The sequence below is a fragment of the Paractinoplanes abujensis genome (assembly GCF_014204895.1).
Taxonomy (GTDB): domain Bacteria; phylum Actinomycetota; class Actinomycetes; order Mycobacteriales; family Micromonosporaceae; genus Actinoplanes; species Actinoplanes abujensis.
The window spans coordinates 3,215,254-3,228,350 of sequence record NZ_JACHMF010000001.1; the positions used below are offsets into that span (position 1 = coordinate 3,215,254).

Sequence of the window (13,097 nt, forward strand, 5' to 3'; positions counted from 1 at the left end):
GGGAGGTCGTCACTCGGGAAGCTGGTCCTCGTCCGAGTACGGGGTGGTGACGCCCGTGTAGGCGAGATGCATGACCATCCCGTTGGCGCCGTGCTGGAAGTTGTGGCAGTGGTCCATCCAGATGCCGGAGTTGTCGGCCACGAACGCGATCTCGTACACCTGGCCGGGGCCCACGTTGAGCGTGTCGGTCCACCACGGGCTGCCGGTCGCGGGTTCGCCGTTGCGCGAGAGCACCCGTACGCGGTGGCCGTGCAGATGGAACGGGTGGTTGATGATGCTGCGGCTGGCGATCCGCATCGTGACCCGATCGCCCCGCGTGACCTGCAGCGACGGTACGGCCGGGTACAGGCGGCCGTTGATCAGGCTGCTCACGTAGCTCAGCCGGCCCTGACTGAACCCGAACCCGTCGTCCAGGCGCAGGTCGTACGTCCGCTGGTACGACTCGGCGGGCGGGGGTGAGCCGGACCCGTACGAGAGGGGGTCGAACTGCCCGCCGGCGCCGCCCGGCGCCGGTCCGCCGGAGCCGAACGTGAGGGACGTGCCGGCCAGGGCGGCCGTGACCGGTCCGGCCGGCATCGTGAACGTCACGTCGTACCGGCCGCCCGCGGCCAGCGTGAGCGTGGTCCCGGGTTCGAGCGGGGTGGCGCCGGAGACCGTGTTGCCGTCGATGGCGGCCACCCGGAACGGCGTACCGGACACCTGGATCTGCTGGGGCTCCTCCGAGCTGTTGATCGCGCGCAGACGCACGTTCTGCCCGGCCGTGGCGGCCTGGACGGCGGGCCGGTCGTCACGGTCGAGGGCGGTGACGTCGCCGCCGGGCCCGGGCCAGGCGTGGGTGAAGACCGTGCGCCCGAGCTCGCCGGCGGCCGGGCCGTCCTCCACGATCAGGGCGCCGAACAGGCCTTTCTTGACGTTGAGGAGCCCGTCGCGGTGGGTGTGATACCAGAACGTGCCGGCCCGGCCGGGGATGAACCGGTAGACGTGGCGGCCGCCGGGCGGGACGGCGTTCTGGGTCACGCCGGGCACACCGTCCTCGGCGTTGGGCACGTCCACGCCGTGCCAGTGCACGGTCACGCCCTCCGCGACATCCGTGTTGACCAGCGTCACTTCGAGGAGCTGGCCCTTGCGCACGCGGATCTCGGGACCCGGCGACGTGCCGTTGAAGCTCAGCCCGTCCACTGTCGCGCCCGACGCCAGGCGCACCTGGGTGCGGGCCGCGGTCAGCGTCATCCGTACGGCCGGGGTCTGCTCTCGCGGCCCGGTGAGCTGCTCGACGCTGAGCTGCCCGGAACCGCCGTGGTCGTGACCGGACGCCGCGGCGTCGGCCTGCCCCGCCAGCACGAGCGTGGTGGCCGGCACCAGCAGGAAAGCCGTGGTCAACCAGGGCAGACGGGACAGCCGGGAACGCGACTCACGCCAGCGGACGACCGCGATCGACAGCCCGGCGATGGCCGCCAGCGCCGCCACCGAACCGGCCAGCACCAGCGGTGTGTCCTGCGGGGCGAACGGCGCCAGCAGCCACCACACCGCCAGCACGGAGCCCGCCGCGGCGACGTGCGCGGTCGTCCGGCTCGGCCGCCACACCGCCCAGGCCGCGGGCAGCACCGCCAGCGGCACCTGCACGCCGAGCCGGGTGTCGGCCAGCAGCAGACCGCCGGTCACCAGCAGCAGGACAGCGGCGAGCAGACGCCCCGCGGCCAGCCCGGCCAGGAGGAACAGCCGGCGGCGGGTGGCCTTGACGCCGGCCACGGGCGCGGCCACCAGGGTCAGGACCGCCAGCGTGAGGTCGGCATAGATCAGAATTGCTTGCACCGCACCACGGTGCGGCCCGGCCCCTCCCGGCCGCGTCGGCAACTGTTGCCTATTGCTGCCCGTACGGGCTAGGCAGTCAGCACCGGGTGGTCCTTGAGCTGGCGACGCGAGGTGACGCCGAGCTTACGGAAGATGTTGCGCAGATGCGCGTCGACGGTGCGCTTGCTGACGAACAGCTGCACGGCGGCCTCCTGGGAGGTGGCGCCCGCCGCGACCAGCCGGGCCACCGCCGACTCCTGCGGGGTGAGGGTGTCGAACGAGCGTTCCGCGCGCTGCTGCACACCGACGCCGGCCGCTCGCAACTCGTCGGCGGCCCGGCGGGCGAAGCCCTCGGCCCCCGACGCGGTGAGCAGCTCGTGGGCCTGGCGCAGCTGCCCGATGCCGTCGTTGCGCCGGCCCTTGCGGCGCAGCCACTCGCCGTAGAGCAGGTGGGCGCGGCCCCGGTACGGGATCAGCGGAGTCTCGGCCAGGCATTCGATCGCCGCCCGGAAGTGGTCCTCGACGCCGGTCACGAGACCTCGCGCGTACGCGGCGATGCCCCGGCCCGCCTCCGTGCCGCTAGCGTCAGTACGGGTGGTCAGCGACTCCAGGGCGTGCGCGGCGACCTCGGGCTCCCGGCTGCGCACGGCCGCCTCGACCAGCTCGGCCGACGCGATCCCGGCCAGGAACAGCTGATCCGGAGCGGTGGCGGCCCGGCCCGCGGCCAGCGCCGCCGGGTAGTCCCCCAGGCCGTTGCCGAGCAGCGCGGTGATCCAGTGGACGTTCGTGACCTGCCCGCTGCCGTCGGCGGTCCGGGCCCGTTCCGCCGCGCCCAGCAGCTCCGACGTCTCGTCGCGGCGCCCGCGCAGGGCGGCCAGCTGCAGCCGCGGATAGAGCAGCGGCTGATCTCCGGCCGCGTCCGCGATCGCCGCCTCCTCGGCCAGCGCGGCCAGCGCCTTGGCCACGTCGCCGGTGAAGGTGGCGTCGGTCGCGGTCTGGGCCAGGCCGAGCCGTAACAGCGTCGGCGAGCCCGACTCGCGGCCCTGCTTGACCAGCCATTCGGCGATGGCGGCGATCGTCAGGGGATCCCACAGCTCGGTCGAGATCATGGTGGCCAGGGCCGGCCGCCGGATCCACGCGGGCCGGCGGTCGGCGTGCAGCAGCCCGGCCAGCATCGGCATCGCCACCCGGTGCTGCCCCGCCCCGAACGAGAGCAACGCGCTCAGCAGGTCCGGTTCCGGCACCGGCGGCGCCGACCGGGCCGCGACCAGGATCTCGGGGATGAAACCGCCGCCCCGGCCGACGACCAGGCTCGCCTCCAGCGCGTCCAGATAGGACTCGCGGGACCGGCCCGCGTCCAGGGCCGCCAGCCGCCGGGCGCCCGCGGCCATCAACGCGGGCCCGGCGCCGTCACCGGGCCGGGTGAAGGCGACCCGGCCCCGCAGCAGCTCCGCGCGGGCGTGCCGGAAGTCGTCCAGCCCGGCGGTCTCGATCGTCATCAGCAGCTCACGGGCCGTGGTGCCGAGTCCCGCCTCCAGGTAGACCTGCGCCGCGTCGAGCGTACGGTCGATCCGCCGGTCCGCGTCCGGCGACAACTCGGCCGCCCGGTGCAGGAACGCGGCTGCGGCGGCCACCCCGCCCCGGGCCTGCGCCCGCGCCGCGCACCGCTGCAGATCGTCGGCGACGTCGGCGTCCGGGCTGACGGTGGCCTGGGCCCGATGCCAGGCCCGCCGGTCGGGCGCGGTCACCGGGTCGGTGATCGCGGCCAGTTCCCGATGCGCGGCCCGGCGGTCGTGGGCGCTCGCGGCCCGGTAGACGGCCGAACGGGCCAGCGGATGACAGAACCGGACCCGCGTGCCGAACTCGGCCAGTCCCGCGGCTTCGGCGTCGGCCCCGGCCCCCTCGACACCGAGCCGGCGCGCGGCCGCCCACAGCAGGGCCGGGTCGCCGGTCGGGTCGGCGCCGGCCACGGTCAGCAACAGCCGGGCGTCGCCGGGCAGCCCCCGGAAGCGCTCCTGGAACGCCTGCTCGATCCGGTTGGGCACCGAGCCCGTCGCCGGGAGCGCGAAACCGCCGGCCCGGGGCAGCTCGAGCAGGGCCAACGGGTTGCCGCCGGCCTCCGCCACCAGCCGATCCCGTACGCGTTCATCCAGGACAAAAGGACTCCGCGCCGTCAACAGCCGGCGGGCGCTCTCGTCGCTGAGCCCACCGACGGCCAGCGCCGGCAGCGCATCCAGCTCCCCCGCGCCTGCGGCATCCAGCGGTTGCCGGACCGCGATCAGGATGGCGATCGGGTCGGCGCCGATCCGGCGGGCCAGGAAGGCCAGCGCCCGCGACGAGGCCGGATCGAGCCAGTGCGCATCGTCGACCACGCACAGCAGGGGACGTTCGCGGGCGGCCGCGGCCACCAGTTCGAGCGCCGCCAGCCCTACCCGGAACGGATCCGGGGCCCCCGCCGTGAGCCCGAACGCCACCCGGAGCGACTCCCGGTGACGCTCCGGCAACTCGTCGGCGTGGCCCAGCACCGGCAGGCAGAGCTGGTGCAGGACGGCGTACGGGAACTCCCGCTCGAACTCGGCCCCGGACGCCCGCACGACCTGGAAACCGGTGGCGGCCTGTTCCGCCTGGTCCAGCAGCGCGGTCTTGCCGATGCCGGCCTCGCCGGCGAGCACCAGCGCGCCGCCCACGCCCGCGGAGGCGGCCGCGATCAGCTCGGCGACCCGGCTCGTCTCCGCGGCCCGCCCGACGAGCGAGCCGTCGCCGCCCGGATGTGCGCGCTCCGGGGCCGGGCGCACGTCCTGGTGTGCGTCTCGGCGGCTGCGGGGCGCCTCGGGTCCTTGGACGGCTGGTGGCATGAGCCAAACGGTAGTTGATCGCCGCCGCTGGGCCTGTCCTGCCGATCACGTGGCAGGACGGGGCCTATACGACCACCACGATCTTGCCCTGGCTGTGGCCCCGCTCGGCGTGGGCGTGGGCGTCGGCGATCTTCTCCAGCGGGTAGCTCGCCTCGACGCGGGGCGTGTAGTCGCCGGCCTGGCCCAGCCACGACACCTCGGCCAGATGGGCGGAGGCCCGCGCCAGCGGCTCGACCAGCGTGACCCCCAGGGTGGCCGCGTTGTAGTCGGCCACCGTCGCGACTCGGGCCGCGTTCCCGGTCAGGGCGACGAGCTCGGCCAGTGTGCCCGCGCCCGCGGTGTCCAGGGCCAGCTCGATCCCGCCGGGCGTCTCCCCGTACGCGACCGGCACGGCGCCCAGCGTGCGCAGGTAGTCGTGGTGCTCGGCGCGGGCCCGGCCGACGACCCGGGCGCCCCGGGCCAGCGCGATCTGCACGGCGGCCGATCCGACGCCACCGGCCGCGCCTTCGACCAGGAGCGTACGGCCGTCGAGGTCACCCAGGGCCTCGAGCCCGGCCATCGCCGTGACCGACACCAGCCCCGCCGCGGCGCCCTGCTCGAACGACCACGGGCCGGGCAGCCGGGCCGAGAACGGCAGCACAGCGAACTCGGCCGCCCCGGCGCGGGTCAGCCCGAACACGCGGTCACCGGCCCCCACCCCGGTCACCTGGTCGCCGACCTCGTCGACCACTCCCGCCGCGTCGGCGCCCGGGATCGCCGGGAACGTGGTCGGGATCGCCGCCGCCAGATGCCCGGCCCGAACCTTCCAGTCGATCGGGTTGACGCTCGTCGCGACCACTCTGATGCGCACCTCGCCGGGACCGGCGTGGGGTTCCGCCACGTCCTCGAGCGTGAGCACGCCCGGTTCGCCGTACCGGTGAAAACGTACCGCCCGCACGGGTCAGCCCTCCAGCCCGGAGCCGGTGAACTCGGGCAGGTCCCGGACGAGCCGGGCCAGCGCCGGCAGCTCGGCGTAACGCCGCTGATGCAGGGCCGCGACCTTGATGCCGAACTCGGGATCCGGGTCGTCGGTGGTGTCGTACGTCAGGAACTTCTCGACCAGCGGCAGCCCGATCTCGTCGGAGCGCAGGTGCGCCGGGTGCATCAGGTACGACCAGTAGCCGTCGAGGTCGTCGAAGACGAACGTGGCACCCCAGTCGAAGTCGCCCCCGATCTCCCGGCCGACCAGGTAGTGCTTGACGGCGGCGATCTCGCGGCCCTGGTGGCGCAGGCTTTCGAGCAGTTCGGCCTGCTGCGCCTCGGTGACGCCGGCCTTCAGCACGCTCCGGAAGTGGTGATAGATCATGCCCGGCATCCTCGCGGCGCCGGACCGGCGGGCGCATCGGCAACGGCTGCCTAGGTAAAGTGCACCGCATGTCGAGTCCCGAGTCGGACACAGCGGGGGCTGCCGGTCACTCCGTCAGCCCCGTGAACCGCTGATTCGCTGAGCCCAGCCGTTCTGCGGGCCGCTGGCCGTGGTGACGAGAAGACCCTCGTTGATCTCTCACCTCGGAGCACTCGATGCCCTTCGCCCTCTATCTGCTCGCCCTGGCCGTCTTCGTCATGGGCACCTCGGAATTCATGCTCGCGGGCCTGCTGCCCGCCATCGCCGCCGACCTCGAAGTCACCGTCGGCACCGCAGGCCTGCTCACCTCGGCCTTCGCCGCCGGCATGGTGGTCGGCGCACCCGCCACCGCCGCCTTCGCGCGCCGCTGGCCGCCCCGGCTCACCCTGGTGGCGTGCCTCTTCGTGTTCGCGGGGTGTCACGTCGCCGGCGCGCTCACCCCGGCGTTCCCGATTCTGCTGGCCACACGAGTCGTGGCCGCGCTGGCCAACGCGGGCTTCCTCGCGGTCGCGCTGAGCACGGCCACCGCCCTCGTGCCACCCGGCCGGAAGGGACGCGCCCTGGCCGTGGTGCTCTCGGGCACCACGATCGCCACCGTCGCCGGGGTGCCGGCCGGTGCGCTGCTCGGCACCGGCCTGGGCTGGCGCGCCACGTTCTGGGCGGTCGCCCTGCTGTGTGTGCCCGCCGCCTTCGGCATCTCCCGGCGGCCGGCCGGCGCGGACGACGGGTCCGCGCCGGACCTGGCCGACGAGGTCCGCCAGTTGGGCTCGCCCCGGCTCGTCCTGGCGCTGCTGCTCGCCGCGCTGGTCAACGGCGGCACTTTCGCCGCCTTCACGTTCCTGGCGCCGGTCGCGACCGGGGTCGCCGGGCTGGGCGAAGCCTGGATCGCCGTCGTGCTGGTGCTGTTCGGCGCCGGATCGTTCCTCGGTGTGGTGATCGCCGGTCGGCTGTCGGACCGGCGGCCCGGTCTCGTGATCGGGGTGGGCGGCCCGCTGCTGGCGGCCGGTTGGAGCGCGCTGGCCCTGACGGCGGCGCATCCGGCGGTTTTCCTCACCCTGGCCCTCACGCAGGGTGGGCTGAGCTTCGCGGTCGGCAGCACACTGATCACCCGAGTCCTGTACGCCGCCACGGGCGCGCCGACGATGGGCGGGGCGTACGCGACGGCCGCGCTCAACGCCGGCGCCGCCGCCGGGCCGGCGCTCGCGGCGGCCGTGCTCGCGACCGGCGCCGGGGTGACCGCTCCCGTCTGGGTCGCCGTGGCGCTGACCGCCGCAGCCCTCGCGGTGAAATTTGCTCCCTGGTGGACAGGGAGCCGCCGGCCGGACCCGATCAAGCGGCCGCGGCTATAGCATCCGGCGCACCGACGAAACGGGGGCTACCTGCTATGAAGTCCACACTGCATCGCACCATCAGCACGCTGGCCGTGACCGGAGCGCTCGTGGTGACCACCGGGGCCGTCGGCGCCGCGGCGGCGGCGGTCGACGCCAAACCGCTGCGAGCCGAGCTCGGGCCCGGCTCCGCCACGGTTCAGGTGGTGGCCAAGCCACTGCGGGCCGAGTGATCCGGGACCGCCGCCCCGTGACACGCGGGGCGGCGGGCTCCGGTCAGGAGAGCAAGCGCTCGCAGCCGACCAGCGTGTCGCCGGGGTCGTGGCCGCACTCGTCGCCGTCGGCCGTGGTGTTCGCGCCGCCGTCGACCACGTCGGTGGTGGCTTTGTCGAAGATGTCCCAGCCGCGCAGCAGGTCGTCGCCGGCCTCGCCGTAGAGCTTGTCGCGACCCTGGTCACCGCTCAGGTCGTCGCGGCCCGCGCCGCCGCGGATCACGTCGTTGCCCTCGCCGCCCGAGATCACGTTGGCCGCGGCGTTGCCGGTCAGCACGTCGTTGCCGCGTCCGCCCTCGAGGGTCTCGACGTCGGCCCCCACCAGGTCGCGCTCGCCGGCCTGCCCGTCGTCGGCCACCCCGTCCAGGTCGACGGTCACCGCCTTGACGTGGCTCGAGTAGTCGACGTGATCACGGCCCGGGCCGCCCCGCATGACGTCCCGGTCGATCTCGGCCGCGACGAACTCGCCGCTCAGCCAGTCGTCGCCGCTGCCCGCGTCGAGCAGGTCGCGGCCGCGCTCGCCGTACAGGCTGTCGTTGCCCGGCCCGCCGTACAGGTGGTCGCCCGCGGGGCCGCCGCGCAGCGAATCGTTGCCGTTGCCGCCGTAGAGCCGGTCGGCGCCCGTGCCCGGCTCGCCGCCCACACCGTGCTCGCCGAAGATCGCGTCGTTGCCGTCGCCGCCCGAGAGCGCGTCGTTGCCGCCGCCGCCCTGCAGCCGGTCGTTGCCGCCGAGCCCCCAGACGGCGTCGTTGCCGGCCGGCCCGCCGGTGATCGGGTCGCCCTCGAGGATGTCCGCCTTGGGCCCGCCGGTGATCCGGTCGCTGCCGTATCCCCCGTACGCGGTCATCGACAGGTCGCTCTTGTTGACGATGGTGTCGTTGCCCTCGTACGTGTAGATCGCGACCCGGGTCGGCGCGGCCTTCGTGGTGCACCGGGCCTTGGTCTTGTCCCCGCTGACCAGCACGCACCCGGTGCCGGCCTTGATCGCGACCACGTCGTCGACGGTGACCGTCCGCCCCGAACGCGTGACGACCACATTGTTGCTGGTCTTGGCGGCCTGCATCTCGGCCGCCTTGTACTGCACCAGCGTGCCCGCGATCGACGCGATCCCCGGCACCGTCGCGGCGTCGGCCGGCAGCACGACCACCCCGACCCCCACCGCGGCCAGCACTGCCACTCCGGCCCCCGCAAACCAAGCTTTTCGCACGCGCGGATAGTAGACCCCGGCCTCGAGCGCACCCGAAGCGGCCGCATCGATCGGCATGCTTTCGGGGCCACCGCCGACGCGCAGGATTCCCTCGCGCTCGGTCCGGCCGTACGCGATAAGCTCGGCACCACGAATTAGGACGGAGACGGAACCGCGGGGTGACTCCATCCGTTACCCTGCGAGACTGCACCGCTGATTTCGGGAGTTGCCTGTATGAAGAAGTCCCTTGTCGCGCTGATCGTCGTGGCCGTGTCCGGCACGACGGCCGCCGTCGCCGGCACCGCCGCCGCTCAGGAGCGCCCCGCCCCGGCCGTTGTCCGGGCCGCGCCCGCCCCGGTCGCCGCCGCCCCGGCAGCCGAAGCCGCTGACAAGGGCCTCACGTATGCGCAGTCGGGCCAGGTCGTCACGGTCAAGAAGGGCCGGACCCGGGTCGCCACCGTCACGCTGACCTCGGCCAAGTACGCGGCGAAGTCCGCCTCGGCCGTTCTCACGGTCAAGGCGGACCGCCCGTTCACGATCGACCCGGCGCTGTTCACCGTCTACGACCTCGAGGGCTGGGAGAACGACCCGGCCCAGACCAAGCCCGTGCGGTTCGGCGCCGGCACCGGCACCCTCAAGCTCACGTTCCCCAAGACCCACGCCCGCCCGATGGCGCTGGGCTGGGTCCCCCAGCTCGACCGCGAGGCCGCCGCGGTCTGGGAGCGCTGATCGCCCAGCTCGGCTTCCACGTCGCGGGCCTGTCGTGACTCGTCGTCGCGTCGGCGAGGTGCCGCCGGAAGGCCGTCAGCGCCGGATGGGCGTTGTCGCGCTGCCACAGCAGTGAGTGCGGATAGACGGGGGCCGGATCGGTCACGGGGATGCGGCGCAGGTCGTGGCCGGCCGGCCAGACCAGCCGGGTCTGCGCCCCGATGAAGGTGGCCAGGGCCGGGGTGTCGGCGACGGTGTCGAGCAGCGCGTCGGCGCCCAGGTTGGGGCCGGTGGCCTCGATGGTGAGGCCGAACTCGGCCACGAGGTCGTCGTAGTAGGCGGTCCACTCCGTGCCGGGGGTGAGGCCCGGCATCCAGATGCGATGACCGGTCAGCTGCGCGATCGTCACCGACCGGGCCGGCGCCAACGGGTGGGCGGGGCCGGTGAGCAGTTCGAGCGGCTCGTCGAGCACCGGGACCACGTCGATGTCCTCGGGCAGGGGATTCCCGGGCATGGTGACGGCGCGGAACGACGCATCGATCGCCCCCGAGCGCAGGGCCGCCACGGCGGCGTCCACCTCGAACAGTTTCAGCACGTCGAGCTCGATCTCCGGATGCGCCCGGTGGAAGCCGCGCAACAGGCCGGCCGGGGCCAGACGCGAGGCGATCACGTCGACGCGCAGCGGGCGGTTCCCGGGGCGTACGGAATCCGCGGCCCGCTCGGCCACGCGGAGCAGGTCACGGGCGTGCGGCAGGAACGCCTGACCGTCGATGGTGAGCCGGGCGCCGCGCGGCGTGCGGGTGAACAGCCGCACCCCGAGGGCGCGTTCCAGCGCGGCGATGCGTTTGGAGACGGCCTGCTGGCTGATCGACAGTTCGGCCGCCGTCTCCTGGAACCGCCCCACGCCGACGGCCGTGACGAAGGTGCGTACCGCATCGAGGTCCATGACGCCGGACCCTACGCCCACAACCATGGGTTGTGCGGAAGTGGTGTCTCGGTTGTTTGATCCCCTGCTGCCCGCCCTGGTCTGATCTGAGCGGTCAACGTCGGGTGGATCGCGGGGGGCATGGTGGGTCGGCAATTCGGGTGGCTGTGGACGGCGTACACGATCAGCACGTTCGGCACCTGGCTCGGGTTCGGCGCCTTCCCGCTGATCGCGATCCTGGTGCTGCGGGCCGGGCCGGTCGAGGTGTCGCTCCTGTCCGCAGCGGGTCTGGCCGTCGGCGCGGTGGTCGCGATGCCGCTCGGCCCGTGGGTGGAGGTGCGCCGCAAACGGCCGGTGATGATCACGATGGACCTGATCCGCTTCGCCGCGCTGCTCAGCGTCCCCGCCGCGTACGGGCTCGGACGGCTCACCTTCACGCAGCTCGTCGTGGTGTCGGTCGTCTCCGCCGCGGCCGACATCACCTTCAAGGCGGCGGGCGGCTCCTACCTCAAGGATCTGGTCCCGCGCTCCGGCCTGCTCGCCGCGAACAGCCGGTTCGAGGCCACCACCTGGACCGCCACCGTGCTCGGCCCACCGCTGGGCAACGCCCTTCTCGGCCTGCTCGGACCGGTGACCACCGTGCTCATCGACGCGACCAGTTATCTGCTCTCGGCTCTGAGCCTGCGCGCGATCGGCGGCGACGAGCCCCGCCGCGAGCGGTTCGACGGTCCCCGGCTGCACACCGGCGACCTGCGGGCCGGGTGGCGCCACATTCTGAACCACCCCGTGCTGCGCCGGCTGTTCTTCAACACGGTGCTGGTCAACGGCTTGATTCTGGCCAACGCGCCACTCCTGGCCGTGCTCCTGCTCGACCGGCTCGGCTTCACCCCCTGGCAGTACGGCCTCGCGTTCGGCGTGCCGTGCCTGGGCGGACTGCTCGGTTCGCGCCTGGCCCGGCCCCTCGTCGCCCGCTTCGGACACCATCGGGTCCTGGTCACCGCGGGCGCGCTGCGGGCGTGCTGGCCGATCGGGCTCGTCCTCGTCGTGCCCGGCGCCACCGGGCTCGTCGTGGTTCTCGTCGTCCAGTTCGGCCTGGTCACCGCCGTGGGTGTGTTCAACCCGGTGTTCGCGACCTACCGGCTCGACCAGACGGCCCCGGACCGGGTCGCCCGCACGCTGTCCGCATGGTCGATCACCAGCAACGCCACTGTCGCCGCCCTGACCGCCCTCTGGGGCCTGCTGGCCGCCGCGACCAGCTTGCGCTTCGCGATCGCCGCCGCCGGCCTGCTGATCCTGACCACCCCACTGCTGCTGCCCCGATCAACCCGTACGCATCTCGCGCACGAAAACGCGTAGCCGTCTGCTCCGACCGCATCGCGTCGCTCCTCGCGAGACACTGTCAACCTGCGCCACTCGTCGGCGTTTCGTCGCGGAACGTGAGCCCGGCCACGTCCAGCGCCGCGCGCAGACGGCTCAGGGCGTACGGGCCGACTCCGTGCAGCGCCTGCACCTCGGCGGCGGTCAGGGCGGCCACCTGCTCGAGCCGGGTCACGCCGCGCGCGGTGAGCGCCCGTGTCGCGGCCGCGCCCAGGTGCGGCAGCGGGACACCCGGTTCCGGCTCGGTCGTGCCGCCGGCCGCCCGGGGATGACCTTCGTGGTCCAGCACGGCGGCGCCGCGCGGCGAGAGCCGGTAGCCGATGTCCAGTGACTGGGTCAGGCCACGCTCCTTCAGCTTGCGCACGTTCTGCTTGAACGAGAGCGTCTCGCGGCCCATCCGTCCGGCCAGCTCGGGCGCCCGGGTCGCCGGCAGCTCGTCGATCAGCACCAGCGTGGCCCGGGTCCACGGCCCGCTCGGCGAGGCCCGGTCGAGCCGGTCGAGCCACGCGCCGATCGCCTCGATCTCCGCAGCGTCGGGCACCGCCTCCCGCAACGCCTGCCGCGGATCGGCGCCGGCGTACCGCAGCCCGATCCGATACACCGGCCGCTCGGGGTGCACCCTCTCCAGCCCCAGTCGCAGCGCCGCCAGCGAGACCGCCCCGGCCCGGCGGGCGTCCCCAGCCGTCAGGCGGCTGACCGGCACCCGGTCGACCGACGTGATCTCGACCAGCCCGACCGCGGTCCGCATCCGGGTGCCGACCTTGACCATCGGACGGTCCCACCGCCGGAACGCCAGGTCGATGTCACCGGCCCGGATCGCCGCCAGTTCCGCGGGACGTATCTGCATGCCACCCAGTTGAGCACATGCTGGCGGCTGCAGGTCCCCCACTCCTCCGGCTCGGCCGGCCGCACGGATACCGCTGAGCCGGCTCGGCCGGCCGCAGGGATACCGCTCAGCCAGCTCGGCCGGCCGCCCGGATACCGCTCGGCCGGTGAATTCGTCGACGCCGAGGGCGACGTTCCAGTGCCCCACCCCGTGGCCGGCCAGGCCCATGGTGATCAGACCCATGCCTTCCAGCCAGTGCGCCATCGTCAGGGCGCCGACGTCGCGGGGACGCAGGCCCAGGCTTTCGATGAACGCCGCCACGCCGGCCGTGGCCCGCGCGTCGTCGCCGGCGAGGAAGACGGCCGGGATCACCGCGGAGTGCGGCAACACCGAGATGTGGCAGTAGGGGTACAGCAGGCTGTACTTCGGTTCCTCCCGGCAGCAG

General features: G+C 73.8%; 11 protein-coding genes. 4 read left to right on the forward strand and 7 right to left on the reverse strand.

Annotated elements, in window-relative coordinates:
* Positions 1-9: 9 nt before the first annotated feature.
* The 4 genes from BKA14_RS14560 to BKA14_RS14575 form a co-directional block, all read right to left on the reverse strand.
* Positions 10-1,812, reverse strand: a complete 1,803-nt coding sequence (locus BKA14_RS14560; RefSeq protein WP_184951469.1) for a multicopper oxidase family protein — start codon at positions 1,810-1,812, stop codon at positions 10-12.
* A 68-nt stretch (positions 1,813-1,880) separates the two neighbouring features.
* Positions 1,881-4,646, reverse strand: coding sequence for an AAA family ATPase (locus tag BKA14_RS14565; RefSeq protein ID WP_184951470.1), 2,766 nt, complete (start codon positions 4,644-4,646; stop codon positions 1,881-1,883).
* Positions 4,647-4,710: 64 nt separating this feature from the next.
* The gene (locus tag BKA14_RS45030) at positions 4,711-5,583 is read right to left on the reverse strand and encodes an NADP-dependent oxidoreductase (protein WP_184951471.1); all 873 of its coding nucleotides are present in this window, start codon (positions 5,581-5,583) and stop codon (positions 4,711-4,713) included.
* A gap of 3 nt (positions 5,584-5,586) precedes the next feature.
* Complete coding sequence (locus BKA14_RS14575) at positions 5,587-5,991, reverse strand: Dabb family protein (RefSeq protein ID WP_184951472.1); 405 nt, start codon at positions 5,989-5,991, stop codon at positions 5,587-5,589.
* A gap of 215 nt (positions 5,992-6,206) precedes the next feature.
* Here BKA14_RS14575 and BKA14_RS14580 point away from each other — a divergent pair, with 215 nt between their 5' ends.
* Positions 6,207-7,379 (forward strand): Cmx/CmrA family chloramphenicol efflux MFS transporter, encoded by a 1,173-nt coding sequence (locus BKA14_RS14580; protein WP_184951473.1) that lies wholly within the window; start codon positions 6,207-6,209, stop codon positions 7,377-7,379.
* A gap of 35 nt (positions 7,380-7,414) precedes the next feature.
* Positions 7,415-7,591, forward strand: coding sequence for a hypothetical protein (locus BKA14_RS14585; protein ID WP_184951474.1), 177 nt, complete (start codon positions 7,415-7,417; stop codon positions 7,589-7,591).
* Positions 7,592-7,634: 43 nt separating this feature from the next.
* Here the strand turns inward: BKA14_RS14585 and BKA14_RS14590 are convergent, their stop codons facing one another.
* Positions 7,635-8,837 carry a calcium-binding protein gene (locus BKA14_RS14590; RefSeq protein WP_239093262.1) on the reverse strand — a complete coding sequence of 401 codons (1,203 nt, stop codon included), beginning with the start codon at positions 8,835-8,837 and terminating at the stop codon, positions 7,635-7,637.
* 213 nt (positions 8,838-9,050) lie between these two features.
* Here BKA14_RS14590 and BKA14_RS14595 point away from each other — a divergent pair, with 213 nt between their 5' ends.
* The gene (locus tag BKA14_RS14595) at positions 9,051-9,545 is read left to right on the forward strand and encodes a hypothetical protein (protein ID WP_184951476.1); all 495 of its coding nucleotides are present in this window, start codon (positions 9,051-9,053) and stop codon (positions 9,543-9,545) included.
* Here BKA14_RS14595 and BKA14_RS14600 read toward each other — a convergent pair.
* Entirely contained in the window at positions 9,457-10,470 is a 1,014-nt protein-coding gene (locus BKA14_RS14600) for a LysR family transcriptional regulator (protein WP_184951477.1), read from the reverse strand. The two genes, BKA14_RS14595 and BKA14_RS14600, sit on opposite strands and share 89 nt — an antisense overlap.
* 120 nt (positions 10,471-10,590) lie before the next feature.
* On the opposite strand from BKA14_RS14600, the gene BKA14_RS14605 reads away from it, so the two are divergent.
* Entirely contained in the window at positions 10,591-11,805 is a 1,215-nt protein-coding gene (locus BKA14_RS14605; RefSeq protein WP_184951478.1) for an MFS transporter, read from the forward strand.
* 43 nt (positions 11,806-11,848) lie between these two features.
* Here the strand turns inward: BKA14_RS14605 and BKA14_RS14610 are convergent, their stop codons facing one another.
* Positions 11,849-13,042 (reverse strand): hypothetical protein, encoded by a 1,194-nt coding sequence (locus tag BKA14_RS14610; RefSeq protein ID WP_239093260.1) that lies wholly within the window; start codon positions 13,040-13,042, stop codon positions 11,849-11,851.
* Positions 13,043-13,097 lie beyond the last annotated feature (55 nt).